Below are 17,822 nucleotides of genomic sequence, written 5' to 3' on the forward strand. Positions count from 1 at the left end.
CCTTTCAAATATTCTCAATATAAAAATAAGCCAGTGTTTGGCTATCCTCTGCCTCTTTGCGGTATTTTGTATCGCAACTTTTGTTTGAGATATACGCTATCTTGTCTTTATTCACCGCGTAAAACTCCGCTAATATCGGCGCTAATCTTTGCCCCTTGCGCTCGTGTGGTGCTAACCTCAAATAAAGCAGGTCGCAGGCTAGTTGTGGAGCTGTCGTACTAAAGCTCTTTTTGGCAATACTCGCCTTGTTATCCAAAGCGTTTATTTGAGTTTCTATCCGCCTTTTAAATGCGTTATAGTGTCCAACTATCGGCATCATCGCCTCGATCAGCTCGTCGATAAATTTGCTCGCCTTTTTATTGATGAAAAGCCCTAACTTCTCGGTGCTATCCATTTTTAGAAACGAATACGCCATCACAAAAATGGCGGCGTCTTTTAGCTCAGCCGTTGTCATCGCTCACTCCATTTAGGTTTTTGCCTTTTAGTATTTGTAATACGTCTTGCTTTGAAAATTTAGAGCTTGGGCTTAGCTCAATCTTGCTTAGCCAGTAGCGATCTAGTTTTTCGCCATAGTATTTATACGCCTCAGTGCTAGTTGCAAAAGGCTCGTAAGGCTCTAGCTCATCAAATACCCAGACGCCATTTTCCATACATTGGCTTTCTTGCTGTCGCACCATTGCTTCGCCGTAAGTCATTTTCTTTTCCTTTTTAGAAGGAACTTTTTGAGCACTTCTTATTTGTGTTGCCGCTGAAGTTTTTTACCCATTTTTTTAACCTTTTGCTTGTTCGCCTATTTTCAGCAAAATTTTACATAAGCGAGACATAATGGGGCTACGCCCTAGATATACGCCATAAGTCCTATGGTTTTCGCCGCGCCCAGCATACTCTCTAGCTTCGCGATCGCTAAAAGTAAATACCATTCTTTCGTCCGCTATCCATCTTTGCATAGTTGGATAATAAGAATAGTCTCTCAATTCCTCCCGATCTCTTATGTAGCTTTGCAAGTCGTCATCATCATCCACATTTAAAAGAATGCCAAGCTCCTTTACTAATTTTAGTTTTTGGGCGTCGCTATCGGCACCTATTAGATTTTCGTGTATTTCGTCTATTAGATATGCTTTTGCCCGCTTAAGCCCCTCGGCTACAATATCCCCCTCGCTAAATAGCGTCCAATCATCGGCAAATTCCTCATCTGTGATAATCGTCTCTTTCTTTTGAACCATCAGACCGTAGGGTTGAGCGGTGCTTCTAGTGTCTTGGTTGAGCATCTCTTTCCCCAAATCCATTAAAAATTTCGTATCTTCATCAGATAAATAAAATGAAAACTCATCATTATCTTGTATCACATTAGCTCCTTTAATAATTTACTCGTCAAACAAAATTAATCAGCAAAAAGCCCTAAAAATTGGCTTTTGCATGGCTGTATTAAGCTCATACTAAGCCAACCATCAAACAACCGTCAAACAATTAAAATGGTATCGTTTCGTCGTTGTCGTATTTGCCGGCATCAATATCTACGTCAGGCACATCGTAACTTTCAGGCGGTTTTTGATGCTGCGGTTTCTTAGGTGTGCCTTGTTGCGGGCGCTGATTTGAATAGCCGCCTTGCTGATAGCCTTGATTGTTTTGTTTTGCGTCGCCTAGCATTTCCATTACTTCCACAGCAACACTATGCTTACTTCTGTTTTGCCCGTTGCTATCCTGCCATTGGTCGAATTTTAATCGACCCTCGACTAAAAGCTTACTTCCCTTTTGTAGGTATTGGTTACTTACTTCCGCTTGTTTTCCGAAAAACGTGAGATCAATAAAGCACGTTTCCTCGCGCTTTTCGCCATTTAGGGTGTATTTGCGAGTTACGGCAATACCACAACTACCTATTGCCGTGCCGCCTTGGGTGTATCTAAGCTCAATATCCCTTACTAATCTACCCAATAATATGACTTTGTTCATCTATGAGCTCCTTATAAATTTTTCTATGATATATTTTTAAGATTTGATTTTTAGAAACAGGCATAGTTTTGGCCACAGAGTAAGCGCTAGCTCCTTGTTGTTGTAATATAAGGATTGTTTTGATCTGGTCTGGCGTCAGCTTTCTTTTTGCTTTGCCGTTTTTTGAGGCAGTGGCTCTGCCTATTTCTGATCTATTCCATTTGTCAAGACGAATAGCCGACATTCTTATGCTTTTTTCGCTCGCTTTGGCAAGCCCCGTTTTATAAGAGTGGACTATGTTTTTTTTTGGCAGTTGCCCACTCTAAATTCTCAAGCCGATTATCGGTTTTCACGCCATTTTTGTGATTTATTTGCGGCCTACGATTAGGGTTTGCCAAAAAGGCTTCACAAACCAACCTATGGACGGATTTTTTGCTTTGTTTTCTATTTTTGTGTAAACTAGCATAATCATATCCATTATTATCAGTTACCTTTTTAAGCCATAGCCCTTTATGGTTTGGGTTATATTTGTTGGCCTTGGGGTGGCTAAAAACCATCCCGCCATCAGTAATAGAATAAAGGCCCTCATATCCAATAACTGGTTTTATTTTCATAGTACACCCCCGCGCGTGAGATGCCCCACTAAAACTATTTTGTTAAACATCTTTTAGCCTTTCGTCTGTTTACCCTTATTCTTTGGCTTCTACTGTAAGCGCCTTTTGTGCGTCTAGTTTTTGAGTGTGGCATGTGGGCTTTGCTCTTTTTTGTTTGTGGCGCGCCTTGAAAAATCATCTACGCCGTTTAGCCCCGCAAACAATGCGCTTAAAATTCCTAATGCTTTCATTTTTAGTTCCTTAAATTTTCCATTAATGCATCAATACTATTCGGATCGGCTAGATACGCCTTAGCTTCATCAGGCGACACTCTAGCTAAAAGCTTTTCGGCTTCGACCTCGCTCGCGCCTCTATTCATCATCTCGCTTTGCAAAGCGTCAAGCGGTAGCACGTCATCGTTCACGTCGATTTCTACTTCAACTGGCGCGGCTTCGATGTATTCAGTTTGTGAATTTTTTGCACCAACTGAGCTGTTTAATTTTTCCGAACTACTCAAAAGCTCATTTAGTCCAGCTTTTGGCGGTGTTTTTGATTGTTCATTAGGCTCAAATGTAACAATATCCTCCACTTCATCAGATGTTTTTAGTCCATATTTTACCTCTGGAAAAAATTCATTTATGAAAAAACTTTGTGCTCTATATTTCATCATTAACTCTGGCATTGTCTGCCATTTTGAGCCATTTTTACTTAGCCAACCCTCGCGCCTTGCCATTTCCATTGTTATGGTTGTGCCTTTTAATAATTGTCCAGTTTGGGCGTCTATGGCTTCACAATGTGCACTATTGCCATCAGGGCTTACAATAGTTTGCAATCGCCCCTTTAAAAGTCCGCTTGAGTTTAGCCTTGCAACTAAAAATTTCGTTTCAAAACTAGGCTTGCCATGAATGATATAAATACTTTGTGCTACCTCTAAAGCGCCTATATTCATACGCTGGGCTAAATCAAGCACAATAATTGCCGTTCCGATATTTGCTGTTTCGTTACCTTTGCGTAAATGGGCTGGGAAAAAATCAGTAGCCACAAAAGCTTTGGCTTTCCTTTGTTCAAGCTCAAATTTCTTTACCTCAAGCTCCGTTTTTCTATCTTGGTATTCTTGGATTTGGTTCATTTATTGTCCTTTTAAATTATGCTATCTGTTCGTAAAACTTCCACGCTGGCAAGCTTAAAGTTTGCACCGCCTCTATCTTGTCGCCGTCTTTTTTTGCATAGCCCCACCACTCGTCATGTTCTTTGCAATATTTGTAAAGCTCTAGTAGTTCAAGATATGCTTTGCGACCTTGTTCTATTGCTGCGGCGTCAAGTTCATAAAACCCTACAAAATAAGGGGCTTTTGTTTCAACGGCGATAAATAAGAAATAATTTACTTCTTTTTTTAGGCTTCTTAAAATGTCGCTGTAAAACGCTGCTTGCACGTGATAATTAAAACTAGCTACTGATCTAGCAAAGCCACCGGCCGAAGCATCTGAAGTTGTTTTTAGATCAATTACTGCACCCATTTTCTCATTATAAAAATCAGGGCGACATTTAACCGCTACGCCGTTTATCTCACTAAAATAGCTTTGTTCGGCTAGCCCATCTTTTAAAAATATAGCTGTTTCACGCATAGAATTAACCGAGTTTGCTATTTCTACGGCTGAGCCAAAAATATCAAGATCAAGCGAGGTTTTATCGCCTAAATTTTCTAAAAAATCGTTGTAGATCGCTTTGCCCTCTTTGGTGCGTTTATCAACATCAGGCTCTACGCAAAATTCATTTGAAAAATCTTTTGGCTCTAATACTAGCTTATGCACCGCAGAGCCTAAGAGCAAAGCTTTTGTAGGCTCACTTTTAAGCTCGTTTTTCATTTTTAAGTGTAAAGGGCTACGTGCAAGTAGGTCGAGGTCGCTCTTTGATATTTCAGGGCGTGCGTGGTATTCTTTATTGCTAATATTTTTGTTGTCTTCTGATATTTCATCAAAACTAATTTCAAACATTTAACACCTCAATTTTACTTAGATTGGTTATACCAGCCGCAGATAACATCTCCTTGATCTTGTCTGTTAGCTTGTCGTGCGGAGCATTTGCTGGAGCTTTAACCTCAAACTCAGTGCGGATAGTGTAGATAGCCTTGCCGTTTTCGGCTTCGCGTGGTTTTTGCAAAATTTCACATTGTACGTCATAAAAAGGTTGTGATGGTGTGGTTATTTGCTCGGCTTTTGCGCACTCAATAGCTTCTTGTTTTTCTCTTTCGGCTCTTGCTAATAGTTCAGCCTCTCTTTGTGCGGCTTTTGCTTCTAGCTCTGCTTTCTCTCTCGCTGCTCGCTCCTCTGCTTCACGTCTTGCTTGCGCTGCTATTTCGGCATCTCTAGCCGCTTTTTCTTGCTCTGCGATCTTGGCCTGCAAGATTTCGTTTTCAAGGGCTTGTATTTTAGCCCCTATTGCGTCTTTTGTGGCTTTTGCTAGAGCGCCAGCAGATGTTACCGAGCTTAATTTAATTAGATCGGATGTATTTATTCTTTCAAAATTTAGCCCCTTTTCCTCGCAAAGGGCTTTCGTATATTCAGCTATCCTTGCGGCGATTACTTCAAGCTTAGCGTTTTCAAAATTTGCCACGCCGTCTGCTATCTTTTGACGACCATCCGTGATGATAGCTTCGATCTCTTTTTTTTCGGCTTTTAGTTGATTTACTGGGGCTGAAATTTTATCAATATAAAATTTATATCGCTCACCAATCTCTGTTTTAACCTTATTAAAATTTGCCATTACCTTTTTGGCTTCAGGGATGTTTTCCTCGGTTACATTGATAGAATATTTCTCTACCTGCCTGCTAGCTTCAGCTTTTAGTTCCTCAAAATTAGTAGTCAATTTTTGACTATCCGCTGTTTGTGCCTCATAAGTTACAATTAATTCCATTTTTTATCCTTTTTAACGTATTTATCATTTATGTTAAAAATTTCTCAATTTTTTAACAATTTCTAAAAACTCACCTATTGTCATATTTGGCTTGCCATAGAACTTAACAAGCCTCTTTAGTGTGGAGTATCGCATCTCTTTGGTCCTCCTCTCGTAGTTTTTTAAGTGTTTGTTGGTAAGTAGCCGTATAACTTAAAACTGCATCGTTGCTCATTTCAGCTTCAACGCATAGCACATAGACAAGCGCTGCGTAAGCAAAAAAATCTTTTTTACAATGTTCGATAAGCAGATCAACTATTTCTCCGCTGTTTTCGCCAAGGGTATTTTTAAAGGTATGGCGATGGCGGCTATATACAGCTTCAATGTCAGTTATTAGCTCGTTGTATTCTTTGTTTAAATTTATGTGTGCCACGTCGCTCTCGGCATATACTAGGTCGTAGTTCAAACTCATTTTTAACCCCTTTTGATATTTAGATAGGCGATATTCTTTATCTCGCCGCCATTACTGAAAACTATGCGAAAAAATCTAATTAGCGTTTTCATTTTTGTAGCTCCTTATATCTCTTTGGTACTTTTGGCAAATACGCAGCGTGGTATATATGTCCTAATCCTGCACTTTGCCTTAGCTCTCTTTGCTCATAGCGCTCTTTCATCTCACAAAGTCCAGCATCAACTAAGTCAGCGTGAAGATTGTCAGTTTTGACTTTCACATCAAACGCAGCGTCACCTAAACGCTCATTTATCCTTGCTCTTTGTGAGCGAGTGACGTCTTTAAAGCTTACGTTGGCGTATTTAGAACTTAACCTCTCGTAGTCTTTTTTTGCTTTTATTAGCGCTTTTAGGCTCTCTAATGCCTGCTCTAAATCATTAATGTTTTGCATAACAGCTCCTTTTTCTAATAGAAACCTTGCTCGCCACCGCCGTCTGGATGTTAGAAATCAATTTATACTTAAAGGAAAATTTGTATATGAAAAATATTTAGCAGGCTTTCGCCTACTCCAAGCAAGCAAGGCTTTTATTAGAAAAAGTAGTGTTTTTCGTTTTATTAATAACCCTGTGAAAAACTATCCTAAATCAGGGCTGGTGCTGAGTGATAGATTTTCGCCCTATCACTGACGCTTCAGATTGAAACGTGATTGACCTGCAGCAACTCGCAGGAGGCTCACTCTGTCAGCTTACGCTTGAAGCCTATCTACTTTTTGTTTTCGATGAGAGAATATTACCAAAGGTTATATTAAATATAACTTAATGTTATTTAAAATATTACTTAAAGTTATATATTTAAAAAATCTTTTGTGATATAATCTTTTGATTAATTTGTTTTAAAGGAGTTGTAATGTCAGTAAGGATTAGCAAAAACATAATGGGGATAAGGTTTTCTACAAATTTGCTTTCAGATACAAGCCCAAAGGAAAGACGACCGACACAAGCAGAACTAGCCGCTGAAGATAAAGAACAATTTTTAGAAAAAATATCAGATATTTGTAATAATGGTTGGTTGCCTTTTTTGGAGGAGTGCGGATATACAAAACAAGCTATTTTATATGCACTTAATAACGGGGGCGAAGTTACTGATTTTTTAGCAGATGAGGAAAACCAAAGTATTTTTTTGAGCCTCTTTGACCAAAAACAAGAGTTAGAAACACTGCTTAATAAGGTAAAATTTTCAAACGTCCTTACTGCAAAAAAACGCGAGGAAATGACGGATGTAGTATTTAAAATTTATGATTTAATTAATACAGCAAAAAGGATTTATTCTGATGAGAGTGTATTAAAAATTATAGCAGAACGAAAAAATAAGCCTTATGATGTAGTTTTAAAAGAAAAAAATAAATACAAAATAACACGCAAAAAAATGTCATTTTTTAAAAAATTTTTATATTGGTTTTTTATTATTACTTTTCTTGGAGCAGCAGTTACAGGTATTGTTGAAGTTAGCGAAAAAGAAGCCATTGATGGGACAGAGTTTTTTTCTATTCTTATTTTTATATGTATAGCGTGGTTTTTATATATCAGATATAAAAAAGCAAAAGCTTAAAAATTAACGCTTTCTCCACACCCACGGCGGAGTAGGATTACTACTCTGCCAAAGCCCTCGCTTATTCTCACGAGCCAGCTTTTCTTGATTTACATATATTCTTGAGTATTTTACATAAGCCCAAGCATAGCCATTTAGCACCATTTGAGCGTTTATATCTTGCCCTTTATAGTAAATAATGCCTAGCGTGCGTTTATATCTATCTTTACCCTTTGGCTCTACTTCTACAACTTGCCCTGCGATCAGGCTAGCCAAAAATTGCTTTGATCGTTGTCCGTAGTCTTGCTTTTTCTCTGGAGCGTCAATGCCGTATAGTCTGACCTTTGTTTGCTCTTTGCCACTTAGCACAGTGATAGTGTCGCCGTCAGATATTTTTATGACTTTGGCTGAAAAGGCAAAGAGAGGGGTAGCCACCAAAATAGAGATAGCCAAAAATATATTTTTTATTTTTTACCCTGCTGTTAATAACTGTTCAAGACTATTATATATTTGGTCTTTATCGGCAAATTGTCGAGGGCTATACCCTATATTTGTAAGAGCTTGTTTAAACATTTCTGCTTTATTTGTAAGCCTAAGCTCAGAGGTAGTAATTCCATATATCCCTCTAAAGTTAGGGATTTCTAGTTGACGATTAAAAGCACGGCTAATATCATCTTTGCTTTCTATGCTCCCTAATATTGAAGGATATTCTCTATCTTTAATTGATATGCTAAAATCAAAGCCATTCAAATTCTTTATTTTTATATAATTTTTAAACTCTCTCTTTGCCAGTTCTTGAATAGCTTCTTTTATGTTTTCTTTTGTTTTTTGAGGTTTAACTCGCTTGTTTTCAAATTTATAATAAATATACCTATAAAACAGCTCTTCTAACTCAGTTTCTAAACCGTCAAAGGCATTAAAAAATTGAGTTGAACTAAACCTAAAACTATCAAAATATTCTTTTGATAATGCTTGATCTAATTCTTTTTCACTTGATATTGTAGACAATAAATTATTAATATAATTGATAGTATATATAAGTACTGATTTATCTATAAAAGAAGCAGATGCCATTTTTTTTAGTAAAGTATCGTCAATAAGTTTAAATTTAAAGCTGGTGTCATCAAATACGACCACGCCTATATTTAAAAATTCAAGCGATAATTTATTCATATACCAATGAATTATTTTATATTTTGTTAATTTCATCTTATTTTCCTAAAAATCATAGCAAGGGCAAGCCTCTTTAAACGTATCATAAAGTATGCGCGTAGCAACTACATCTCGGATGTCATCCTTGTACTCTAAAACTTCCCACTCTTTGGGGCATTGAGCTAATATGTTATCTAATATTTTTGATATAGTAGTGTAACTTATTTTAAAATTTAATTTATTTTGATTTTTAAAAATATAATGTTGATCCTTTGTAACATCACTTGTTACCCAATTCATGTATAAATTATTTATATTTTCACCATTTTTTATTTTTTCATACACTCTATGGCTTAACAAAGATAACCCAAAATCAATAGGCGAATATTTCTTAGTTGTTGGATCGTATAAAATATTTGGGTTATCCTTTGTTCTATCAGAATTCATCATGATATTATCAATATTTGCAATTTTATGAATAAGGGTTTTTGGCATTTTATCAATATCTGAAAAAGCAAATTTTTGAGCATTTTGGATTTTTAAAATACCTATATTGGTCCCCAATGAGTTACGAGCATTGTCTAGGCTTTCTAAAGAAACTTTTCCGTTAAATAATGGCAATGATTGCTCGTTTATGTTAATAAAAGCAATATCGTATTTATAAATTTTTATTCCCAACCGCTTCATAAGCATAAAAGCCAAAAACTCATTAAAATTAGATATGTCTTTTTCTGCATTTTGTTCATGCCTAAATTTTAAAAGATATGTGTTATTGTCACTAGCCTGGATCCAAACGGGGGCTGTGGCCCCATACTCTGCCGTTTCTAATACATCTTTTATCTCTAACTGTGTTATCATTGTTTTGCCAATTCCTTACTTTATCCCATAATCCTCAAACGTTAGCCCTTTATATACTTCGCAATGGACTTTTATTATATTCTCTTAGAGTTTATGGCATAACAACCAACAACACGCCCTAAAATTTCGACGTTTAACTCTTCCTCGATAATTATTGGCTCGTAGTCCTTATTATCACTTATTAACGCTAATGTAGGACGTTTTTTTATTCTTTTTATAAAAATTTCGTTTTCATATTTGCAAACATAAATAGCGCCCTCTATTTGGTTTATGTCATCACAAAAAACAACCAAGTCACTTTCTTTAATAGTCGGCTCCATTGAGTTACCGAAACAAGGAACAATGCCTAGTTTTGCGTGCGGGCTAACGTTAAACATAATTTTTAAATCGTTTGGATTAAAAGGCAGCAATTCAGGTTCGCCAAAATCGTCGTTTTCGGCGCCACGACCTGCAGAAACTACCCCGTCTTTATAAAAAGGGATATATACAGTTTTGGTACTGTTAGAAGAGATATTATCTGTATATTTATGGGCTTCTGTCGGTTTTTCTATGGTATCGTCTAACCAATAAGCGATCGGATAGCCTGAAAATTTAGCCAGTGGTAATAAATGTTTTTTTGTCCTCTTTTCTCCAGCTAACCACTGGCTAACTAAAGGCTGTGAAATGCCTAAAATATCGGCAAATTGTATAGTATTTATACCTTTTTCTTTTAGTAAATCTGACAATTTTTCTTTAAATTCTTTCATTTTTTACCCCTTCGCAAGATATAACTTTGCGTAATATTTTATAACTAAAATAATTAAAAATCAAATAACCTTAAGTTATATTTTATATAACAGATAGTAATATAAGGTTATGAAACAGACAGAATATAGAAAAAAGATTAGAAAATGGCTTGGTAAATTTTACAAGTCGGCTGGGACTTGCAATGTATATGCGAGTGGATCAAACAACAAAAAACCTAATGGAGATGTGAGATTCGCAGCTTTGCAAGAGTTTGGACACCCCTTTTATGCTTGGGGCGACAACCTAAATGCATATATTTTAGAGGTAGAAAAACTGGGAGAAGAATAAAAATGGTAGCGAATAACAGCCTAGAGGCATATAACAAACTAAAGCCTGAACTAAGCGGCAAACGTAGAGCCGTTTATGAGATGTTTTGCCAGCACAAAGAGGGTGCAACAAGGCAAGAGATAGCACGCTGGTATAACGTAGCGATAAACAGCGTTTGCGGACGTGTCAATGAGTTAATAGAGCGAGGCTATTTGATAGAGATTGGGTCTAAAAAGGACGTGATAAGTGGGTGTAGCACATCAATACTAAAGCCCACCGAAAGGATAGCGTGATGCCTAGTATAGAGCTTGTGATCACATCGTTTGTAGCTGGCGTCATCTTGTTTGAGTTGATAAATTACTTCAACTTTAGGATATGAAAACATGAATTTAAGCGACTTTAGTAAAGAGCAAATCTTAAGAGAACGTAGGCGACTATCGGACATGAAGAAGCGTTGCAACGATCCTAAAAACAAAGATTATAAATTTTATGGTGCTAGAGGTATAAAAATCTGCGAGGAGTGGATGAAGAATCCAACTAGCTTTTATCTTTTTGCACTTAAAGAAAACAAAGGACGCGAGGGGCTTACGATAGATCGTATAGACCCAGATGGAGATTATGAGCCCTCAAATGTGCGTTTTGTGTCACGCCACAAGAACTGCGTAGAAAATTTTGTAGGCAAGCAAGGCAAAGATACGCCTAATTTTCGCATTTATGCCAAACATGGCGGGCTTTACGAAAACCAATACGAAAAGAAGCACTTTAAAGATGTGTGTCGCCACTTTTGCAATCAACGTCGCAAAGGTGGCTGGAGCTTGTATGAAAGCTTGAACGTCCCAGTAGGACAAAGGCGCGATATATTTTGGTACAAGATAGAAAAGCGAAAAACCGAGTTTTTTAACGAGATATTTCTAAATTTAAAAGACCAATTAGCTATTTACCCTGAACTAGGTAGTCCAAGAGCTTGTCCTAAATGTAAAGAAGAATCAATGTTTTTAAAAATGGATTATCCAGTGAGAATGGAGTGCGCCTGCGGTTATCGTTTAGACTTACAAACGGTTAAGTCCAAATTTAGTACTAGACACGCGCCTAGAGTAAGCAAAGTAAAAATCAATGCGATACTAAAAAAGAGCAAATACGAACCTAGAACCGAATATATAAGCAGTCTAGGGGCTCTAAGTGGTATAGAAATTAAAAAAAAGGGGCTTAGATGAGTGATACAAAAATAAAAGATATGTTTTTTACTATCCCCATTAAATGGGTTTTAGATAACGATTTTAAAGGTGGGGAGTTTAGACTGCTCCTTTATTTTTTTTCTATTGCAGACAATGAGAGGGAAATTAACAAAACCATAGGGGCGCTCGCTGACGCAATGCAAGAAAAAGAGAGCGTTATTTCAAAATATTTAAAACGATTATCGGAGCTTAACTATATTTCGGTTACTCCCGAAAGAGCAAATTCATACAACCTTTACAGAAAAATTAAAATTTTTAAACTTTTTGAGGATTAAAAAAATGAGCAAAACATACTATTGGCTAAAGCTAAAAAAAGATTTTTTCGACGATCCTAAAATTTTAAAAATAAGGAGCGTGGCTGGTGGAGATACTTACACCTGCATCTATCTTAAGCTTTTATTAAAAAGCCTAGATAATGACGGTGTTATATTTTTTGATGGTATAGAGCCGACGATAGAAGCCGAGATCGCACTAAAAATAAGGGAGCAAGAGATAAATGTCAAAGCCGCTATGGCCATCTTTGAGAGTTTGGGATTATTGCAAAAAGGCGAAGGCGAAGACGTGAGACTCCCCGAAGCAGCAAGCCTAAGTGGCAAAGAATGTGACAGCGCAAAGAGAGTTAGGGAATTTAGAGCTAAACAAAAAGAGGTTAAAGCGTTACATTGTAACGGCGCGGTAACGAGCGGTAACGAAAACGTAACCCTAGAGAAAGAGTTAGAGTTAGAGAAAGAGTTAGAGACAGAAGAAGCTAACGCTTCTACGTGTGCGCGTGCGTGCGAGAGCGAGAAAAAACCAACGAAACGATTTCAAAAACCAACGCTAGATGAATTAATCGCCTACAAGCAAAAAGCAAATTTAGCCCTAGTCGATTGTGAAGTCTTTTTTGACTTCTACGAAAGCAAAGGCTGGGTAGTTGGTAAAAATCCGATGAAAGACTGGCAAGCTGCCATGAGAAACTGGGAACGCACAGAAAGAGAACGAGGAGGCAAGTGTAAAAACACACCAACTAATACAAGCGTAGCCCTAAGAGAAGCCCCAATGGCAGGAGAAATGGACGACGCATATTTTGAGAGAGTGGCAAACGAAATAATCAGCGGAGAAAGGAAAATGGCGTTATGAGCGATAGAGAACAAATCATTTGTGAATTATATGGCGATAGCAAGGGATTTTTAACACCTGCGAGGCTAGCTAAATACTCTTTGCTTTTAAAAAACGTGGCTACAAGCGAGCTAATTAATTTTTCAGTCTTTGCTGAGAAATATCGCAAAGAGTATCAAAATACAGATGCTTTGCTTTTTCGTGCAACTATGGAGTGGAGCAAGATCGTATTTTTAAAAATGCGAGAAAAAGGGCTTAGATTTTTTAACGACGTAGATACTTTAGCGGCTTTTTGTAAAGAAGTTTACAGAGGCACAAGGCTTTGTAATGGTGGAACTGGTAGCGGCTTTTTAGAAAGCACAATAATTTCAGTTGATACAAACGGCGTTTTAAGAAACGAGTGCGTGTTAGAAAACGGCGTATTTCAACGCTTAACAAGCGACGAAGAAACACATTTGTTTGAATATCTACTAGACCACCAAGAAAAAATAGGCGTAGTGCAAATTAAGACTAGGGAGAGCGAAGTAAAACAAGCCCAGCTAGCGGCGAATAACGCAAATTTACTCCCAGCTGATCCAGACGCACCGATAGAAATGAGCGACGAGGCAAGAGCAAGGCTAAGGCTTGGGCTATCTGCCCTTGCGGCGAATATGGCAAAGAGAGCGTGAGATGAAAATTTTAAATCTTTTCGCAGGGCTTGGCGGTAATCGTAAGTTTTGGAACGACGTAGCAAAAGAAAAAGGCATAAGCATAGAAGTGACCGCTGTTGAGTTTGACCCTGAAATAGCAAAGGCTTATGCAAAACGTTATCCAAACGACAACGTGATAGTAGGCGACGCTTGGGACTACGCTGCTAAAAACTATTTAGATTTTGATTTTATATGGGCTAGCCCTCCGTGTCAAACTCATAGTAGGTTAAATACTGGCAACAATTTACGTTGGCAACATACTAGAAAATTGCCTGATTTTAGACTTTATGAGCTTATCTCGTATTTTAAGACGTTTTGCAAAAAAGCTTTTGTAGTTGAAAACGTAGTGCCATACTATGAGCCACTTATAAGACCAACCGCCGAGATAGGCAGACATTATTTTTGGGCGAATTTTGATCTATTTTTTTTAAGTAATGATAAATTCAGGATCATAGAGAAAGTTAAAATAGGCGACTTTAAAGACCTTGATTTGAGCGAGTTTAATATAACAAATAAACGCCAGGCTATAAGAAATGAAGTTGATTATGAGATAGGCAAAAAGATATTTGAGCGTTATTTGGAGAGCAGATGAAAGCCATATATATCACGATAACCGAAAGTGGAGCGAGCATAATCGCAAAAGTAGCAGACGAAAATAAAAAGATACTTGATAGCTTTGAGGTAAGTCGCAAGGACGCAAGCGGAGTGCTTGAAATAATGAGAAAGTGGAATGAGAAGCATAAGAACGATGACACAAGGGGGGCTATTTTGATAAATACATTTAACGCTGCCCCATTACCATTTCAAGGACAAAAAAGAAACTTCATTAAGCAATTTAGAGAGCTAATAAAAGACGAGTTTGCACCATATAAAAACGGAATTTTTATTGATGCTTTTGGTGGCTCTGGTCTGCTTAGCCACAATATAAAGCAAATTTATCCTAATGCAAGGGTAATTTACAATGACTATGATAATTACAGCCAGAGGCTGGCAAATATAGAGGCGACAAACGAGATTTTACAAGCAATAGAGCCTATCGCAAAAAAATATAAAAAGAATGAAAAAGTAAGTGAAGAGGATAGAGAAAAAATTATAAAAATTATAGATGGGTACATAAAAAGAGGATATTTTATCGATTGGCTAACGCTTAGCTCAAAGCTTATTTTTAGTGGCAAATATTCTCATAACGAAGATGAATTTAAAAAAGAAAAAACGTTTTTTATGGTCAGCCCAAAAACGCCTTTATATCAAGCAAACGGTTATTTAAAAGGCGTTGAGATAATACGCAAAGATGCGATAAAGCTGATAAAAGAATTTGAAAAAGAAGACGTTGTATTAATCTTAGATCCGCCATATTTGCAAACAAATAAAGCAGGCTATAAATGCTTTTGGGGTCTAAGAGATTTTTTAAAGCTAATTAGGCTAGTGCGAGAACCTTTTATATTTTTCTCAAGTGAAAATAGCGACATTTTGCCATACATAGACGACCTTGTGGAGCATGGCGATGAAGTTTTTAAAGGATACAGCCTGAAACAAGCAGTTTTAGCTATTGGACAAGCGAAAACTGATTATATGATTTATAAAAGCGGAGCAAAGGGGCTATTTTGAGGCTAACAAGAAGCGAAAATAGAGCCTACCAGCTAAGACTACTTGAAGCGTATCCGCTTTGCCAAATATGCGAGAAACAACAAAGCATAGAATGCCACCACGTACGCTATGGCAGATTTGGAGCAGATAAGGACGACAGCAAGCAAATAGCCGTTTGTAGAGAGTGTCATCAATGGTGTCACGCACACAAAAAGGAAAGCATAGAAAAATACGAGGAGGTAGCTGATGAGAATTGGCAACGTTTCGGCAATTGTTAAGAATAAATACCACAACCGCAAGACCAGAGGCTTTGATAGTGCCAAAGAGTGGCGACGCAACCAAGAGCTTGAAAATATGCAAAGAGCAGGCGAGATCAGCGAACTAAACCGCCAAGTGCCCTTTACACTAATGCCAAGCTACACAATAGCAGATGAAACAACAAAACAAGGTTTTAGAACCGTGCGTGAGATCAGATACATTGCGGACTTTACCTATCGTCTTAAAAATGGCAAAAGGATAATAGAGGACGTAAAGGGAATGCAGACAGACGTTTTTAAAATCAAACGAAAACTACTAGAGAAAAAAATAGCCCTTGGAGTAATAGAGGGCGAGTTTAGGATTTATTAGATAAATGGATTTGCCTAATTTAAAACATTTAGACGTATTTTATGCCGTGCTCGATAAGTTTTACCCCGACTGGGAAAATCGAGAGGATCACTATTATTTAACGGAAATTTCGTTTTTAATAAGGGAGGTGTTAAATAGCCCTTATACGGACGAAACCGTTATTAATAATCTAAGAGTAAGCGAGGTAAAGAAATACCAAAACGAGCTTAACACGATACTAAATACGCCTAAAGAGTTTTTAACTTGGGTATTAAAACATAGGATGTCAGCGGATAGGCGAAAGATGTGCCAAAGTAAATTTATAAAGCCTAAACGCAAATACAAAAAGAAAAAATATCAACAACCGACTTTATTTTAGGGGTAGATGGTGGGAAAATTAAAATTAACCGACAAGACGAAAGAGCAAATAATAGCTGATTATAAAGCAGGGGTAAGCCAAAATCAACTAGCAAAAAATTACAAGCTAAGCCCAGCGACTATTAATAAGCTATGTAAGAATATCCCTCAAGAAAATGTCGAAATAGTGAATACTTTAGTGAATACTGCGATAGCGACAAATAGGGCGTTAGAGGGTAAAAGCCAAATAGAAGTGAATAGTATTGAGCGAATAGTAGATGAAAGGACTAAGCATTTGCTCTATTTTCAGAACGCAGCGCTTAGAAATCAGAAAATAGCGGACGAAATGCTAGAGATGAGCGATAAGATAGCAGACGTTGAAGCTCACAGTAGGATAACAGCTAGGAATAAAGAAACCATATTTGGGAAAGAGCCACAAACGATTATCAATAACACCAACGCACAGCAAACTGAAGTAACCGAAATTAGGCGAACGATAGTAAAGCTTGATAAATGATAATTGATTTAAACACTGCTCCAATCTTTGAGCCACTATTAGAAAACAAAAGATACAAAGGGGCTAAGGGCGGACGTGGTAGTGGGAAAAGCCATTTTTTCGCCGAGTGTATAATCGAAACAATGCTAATTAACCCAGACGCTCGCATAGTTTGCATAAGAGAAATTCAACGATCATTAAAATTTTCATCAAAAGCCCTAATAGAAAGTAAAATAAACAGCTTAGGAGTAAGTGAATATTTTGAGATAACACTAACCGAAATTAGAGCTAAGCGTGGTAATGGCTTAATAATTTTTCAAGGCATGCAAGATCATACCGCCGATAGTATAAAATCGCTAGAGGGCTTTGATGTTGCGTGGGTGGAGGAAGCACAAAACCTAAGTAAGCGAAGCCTAGAGCTTTTACGTCCAACTATACGCAAAGAAAATTCGGAGCTTTGGTTTAGCTGGAACCCTGAAAACGAAACGGACGCAGTGGATAGTTTTTTTAAACAAATGCAGGATAACCAAGCAACCGATTATATTTTAATACACGCAAATTTTAGTGATAATCCCTTTTTGCCAACCGAGCTATTTAATGAGCAAGAATACGACCGCAAGTTTAACCCTAACACTTACGAGCATATATGGCTAGGTGGGTATAATACCAAGAGCGATGCACTAATTTTCAAAGGTAAGTTTAGAGTAGAAAGCTTTAACACGGACGGATTAGGCAACCCTTATCACGGCTTAGACTTCGGTTTCGCCAACGATCCGACAGCGGCGATAAGGTGCTATATACACGACCGAAAACTATATATAAGCCACGAAGCTGGAGCGGTAGGGTTAGAGCTTGATTATACGGCGGAGTTTTTAAAAGAACGTATCGAAAATATACACAAATATGTAATAAGAGCCGACAACGCACGCCCTGAAAGTATAAGCTATCTAAAAAGGCACGGATTAAGCATGATAACGCCAACAATAAAAGGCAAAGGTAGCATAGAGGACGGAATAGAGTTTATACGTAGTTTTGAAACAATTATAATACACGAGCGCTGCGTAGAAACGGCAAGGGAATTTAGATTATACAGCTACAAAACCGATCCACACAGCGGTGATATATTGCCACAAATACTAGACGAAAATAACCATTTCATAGACGCATTACGTTACGCCTTAGAGCCACTAATAAAAAGCAAAACAACAATTTGGGGGCACATCACAAGCCGAAGCTAAC

28 protein-coding genes are annotated in these 17,822 nt (G+C 37.5%); 13 read left to right on the forward strand and 15 right to left on the reverse strand.

The window, feature by feature from the left end; all coding sequences use genetic code 11:
* Window positions 1-4: 4 nt before the first annotated feature.
* The 11 genes from CVS93_RS01465 to CVS93_RS01515 all read right to left on the reverse strand — a co-directional run bounded on the left by CVS93_RS01465 (window position 5) and on the right by CVS93_RS01515 (window position 6,316).
* Entirely contained in the window at window positions 5-454 is a 450-nt protein-coding gene (locus tag CVS93_RS01465) for a hypothetical protein (protein ID WP_107686280.1), read from the reverse strand.
* Complete coding sequence (locus CVS93_RS01470) at window positions 441-695, reverse strand: hypothetical protein (protein WP_107686281.1); 255 nt, start codon at window positions 693-695, stop codon at window positions 441-443. Before CVS93_RS01470 ends, CVS93_RS01465 begins: the two co-directional genes overlap by 14 nt.
* A gap of 75 nt (window positions 696-770) precedes the next feature.
* A complete protein-coding gene (locus CVS93_RS01475) occupies window positions 771-1,346 on the reverse strand; it encodes a hypothetical protein (protein ID WP_107686282.1) in 576 nt (191 codons plus the stop codon).
* A 121-nt stretch (window positions 1,347-1,467) separates the two neighbouring features.
* On the reverse strand, window positions 1,468-1,950 hold the full coding sequence (gene ssb / locus CVS93_RS01480; RefSeq protein WP_107686283.1) for a single-stranded DNA-binding protein: 483 nt from the start codon (window positions 1,948-1,950) through the stop codon (window positions 1,468-1,470).
* Complete coding sequence (locus CVS93_RS01485; RefSeq protein WP_107686284.1) at window positions 1,925-2,173, reverse strand: hypothetical protein; 249 nt, start codon at window positions 2,171-2,173, stop codon at window positions 1,925-1,927. Before CVS93_RS01485 ends, ssb begins: the two co-directional genes overlap by 26 nt.
* A 37-nt stretch (window positions 2,174-2,210) precedes the next feature.
* A complete protein-coding gene (locus CVS93_RS01490; RefSeq protein ID WP_107686285.1) occupies window positions 2,211-2,543 on the reverse strand; it encodes an HNH endonuclease in 333 nt (110 codons plus the stop codon).
* 232 nt (window positions 2,544-2,775) lie between these two features.
* Window positions 2,776-3,651, reverse strand: coding sequence for a hypothetical protein (locus CVS93_RS01495; protein WP_107686286.1), 876 nt, complete (start codon window positions 3,649-3,651; stop codon window positions 2,776-2,778).
* 16 nt (window positions 3,652-3,667) lie between these two features.
* Complete coding sequence (locus CVS93_RS01500) at window positions 3,668-4,516, reverse strand: PD-(D/E)XK nuclease-like domain-containing protein (protein ID WP_107686287.1); 849 nt, start codon at window positions 4,514-4,516, stop codon at window positions 3,668-3,670.
* A complete protein-coding gene (locus tag CVS93_RS01505; protein WP_107686288.1) occupies window positions 4,509-5,435 on the reverse strand; it encodes a DUF1351 domain-containing protein in 927 nt (308 codons plus the stop codon). Before CVS93_RS01505 ends, CVS93_RS01500 begins: the two co-directional genes overlap by 8 nt.
* A gap of 103 nt (window positions 5,436-5,538) precedes the next feature.
* The gene (locus CVS93_RS01510; RefSeq protein WP_107686289.1) at window positions 5,539-5,886 is read right to left on the reverse strand and encodes a hypothetical protein; all 348 of its coding nucleotides are present in this window, start codon (window positions 5,884-5,886) and stop codon (window positions 5,539-5,541) included.
* An 88-nt stretch (window positions 5,887-5,974) separates the two neighbouring features.
* On the reverse strand, window positions 5,975-6,316 hold the full coding sequence (locus CVS93_RS01515) for a hypothetical protein (protein ID WP_107686290.1): 342 nt from the start codon (window positions 6,314-6,316) through the stop codon (window positions 5,975-5,977).
* Between the two features lie 455 nt (window positions 6,317-6,771).
* Between CVS93_RS01515 and CVS93_RS01525 the strand changes: the two genes are divergently transcribed.
* A complete protein-coding gene (locus tag CVS93_RS01525; RefSeq protein WP_107686292.1) occupies window positions 6,772-7,473 on the forward strand; it encodes a hypothetical protein in 702 nt (233 codons plus the stop codon).
* 3 nt (window positions 7,474-7,476) lie between these two features.
* On the opposite strand, the gene CVS93_RS01530 is transcribed toward CVS93_RS01525, so the two are convergent.
* The 4 genes from CVS93_RS01530 to CVS93_RS01545 form a co-directional block, all read right to left on the reverse strand.
* Window positions 7,477-7,905 carry a thermonuclease family protein gene (locus CVS93_RS01530; RefSeq protein WP_234400066.1) on the reverse strand — a complete coding sequence of 143 codons (429 nt, stop codon included), beginning with the start codon at window positions 7,903-7,905 and terminating at the stop codon, window positions 7,477-7,479.
* An 18-nt stretch (window positions 7,906-7,923) separates the two neighbouring features.
* A complete protein-coding gene (locus tag CVS93_RS01535; protein WP_107686293.1) occupies window positions 7,924-8,661 on the reverse strand; it encodes a hypothetical protein in 738 nt (245 codons plus the stop codon).
* Between the two features lie 9 nt (window positions 8,662-8,670).
* A complete protein-coding gene (locus CVS93_RS01540) occupies window positions 8,671-9,462 on the reverse strand; it encodes a HipA family kinase (RefSeq protein ID WP_107686294.1) in 792 nt (263 codons plus the stop codon).
* Between the two features lie 74 nt (window positions 9,463-9,536).
* The gene (locus CVS93_RS01545) at window positions 9,537-10,208 is read right to left on the reverse strand and encodes an XRE family transcriptional regulator (RefSeq protein ID WP_107686295.1); all 672 of its coding nucleotides are present in this window, start codon (window positions 10,206-10,208) and stop codon (window positions 9,537-9,539) included.
* A gap of 109 nt (window positions 10,209-10,317) precedes the next feature.
* Here CVS93_RS01545 and CVS93_RS01550 point away from each other — a divergent pair, with 109 nt between their 5' ends.
* From CVS93_RS01550 to CVS93_RS01610, 12 genes are all read left to right on the forward strand, one after another.
* Window positions 10,318-10,536, forward strand: a complete 219-nt coding sequence (locus tag CVS93_RS01550; protein WP_087585366.1) for a hypothetical protein — start codon at window positions 10,318-10,320, stop codon at window positions 10,534-10,536.
* Between the two features lie 2 nt (window positions 10,537-10,538).
* Window positions 10,539-10,808 (forward strand): hypothetical protein, encoded by a 270-nt coding sequence (locus CVS93_RS01555; protein ID WP_107686296.1) that lies wholly within the window; start codon window positions 10,539-10,541, stop codon window positions 10,806-10,808.
* A 90-nt stretch (window positions 10,809-10,898) separates the two neighbouring features.
* On the forward strand, window positions 10,899-11,729 hold the full coding sequence (locus CVS93_RS01560; RefSeq protein ID WP_107686297.1) for a hypothetical protein: 831 nt from the start codon (window positions 10,899-10,901) through the stop codon (window positions 11,727-11,729).
* Window positions 11,726-12,025 (forward strand): hypothetical protein, encoded by a 300-nt coding sequence (locus CVS93_RS01565; RefSeq protein ID WP_107686298.1) that lies wholly within the window; start codon window positions 11,726-11,728, stop codon window positions 12,023-12,025. The genes CVS93_RS01560 and CVS93_RS01565 overlap by 4 nt, the downstream gene beginning before the upstream one ends.
* A gap of 4 nt (window positions 12,026-12,029) precedes the next feature.
* A complete protein-coding gene (locus CVS93_RS01570) occupies window positions 12,030-12,869 on the forward strand; it encodes a phage replisome organizer N-terminal domain-containing protein (protein ID WP_107686299.1) in 840 nt (279 codons plus the stop codon).
* Window positions 12,866-13,516 carry a hypothetical protein gene (locus CVS93_RS01575; RefSeq protein WP_107686300.1) on the forward strand — a complete coding sequence of 217 codons (651 nt, stop codon included), beginning with the start codon at window positions 12,866-12,868 and terminating at the stop codon, window positions 13,514-13,516. The genes CVS93_RS01570 and CVS93_RS01575 overlap by 4 nt, the downstream gene beginning before the upstream one ends.
* A gap of 1 nt (window position 13,517) precedes the next feature.
* Window positions 13,518-14,129 (forward strand): DNA cytosine methyltransferase, encoded by a 612-nt coding sequence (locus CVS93_RS01580; protein ID WP_107686301.1) that lies wholly within the window; start codon window positions 13,518-13,520, stop codon window positions 14,127-14,129.
* Window positions 14,126-15,145 (forward strand): DNA adenine methylase, encoded by a 1,020-nt coding sequence (locus CVS93_RS01585; RefSeq protein WP_107686302.1) that lies wholly within the window; start codon window positions 14,126-14,128, stop codon window positions 15,143-15,145. The genes CVS93_RS01580 and CVS93_RS01585 overlap by 4 nt, the downstream gene beginning before the upstream one ends.
* Entirely contained in the window at window positions 15,142-15,402 is a 261-nt protein-coding gene (locus CVS93_RS01590; protein ID WP_107686303.1) for a hypothetical protein, read from the forward strand. Before CVS93_RS01585 ends, CVS93_RS01590 begins: the two co-directional genes overlap by 4 nt.
* The gene (locus CVS93_RS01595) at window positions 15,371-15,751 is read left to right on the forward strand and encodes a DUF1064 domain-containing protein (protein WP_107686304.1); all 381 of its coding nucleotides are present in this window, start codon (window positions 15,371-15,373) and stop codon (window positions 15,749-15,751) included. The genes CVS93_RS01590 and CVS93_RS01595 overlap by 32 nt, the downstream gene beginning before the upstream one ends.
* 367 nt (window positions 15,752-16,118) lie before the next feature.
* Window positions 16,119-16,604 carry a hypothetical protein gene (locus CVS93_RS01605; RefSeq protein WP_199907222.1) on the forward strand — a complete coding sequence of 162 codons (486 nt, stop codon included), beginning with the start codon at window positions 16,119-16,121 and terminating at the stop codon, window positions 16,602-16,604.
* Entirely contained in the window at window positions 16,601-17,821 is a 1,221-nt protein-coding gene (locus tag CVS93_RS01610; RefSeq protein WP_107686307.1) for a PBSX family phage terminase large subunit, read from the forward strand. The genes CVS93_RS01605 and CVS93_RS01610 overlap by 4 nt, the downstream gene beginning before the upstream one ends.
* Window position 17,822 lies beyond the last annotated feature (1 nt).

Origin of the sequence: Campylobacter concisus (assembly GCF_003048535.1) — a bacterium.
Classification (GTDB): Bacteria; Campylobacterota; Campylobacteria; order Campylobacterales; family Campylobacteraceae; genus Campylobacter_A; species Campylobacter_A concisus_S.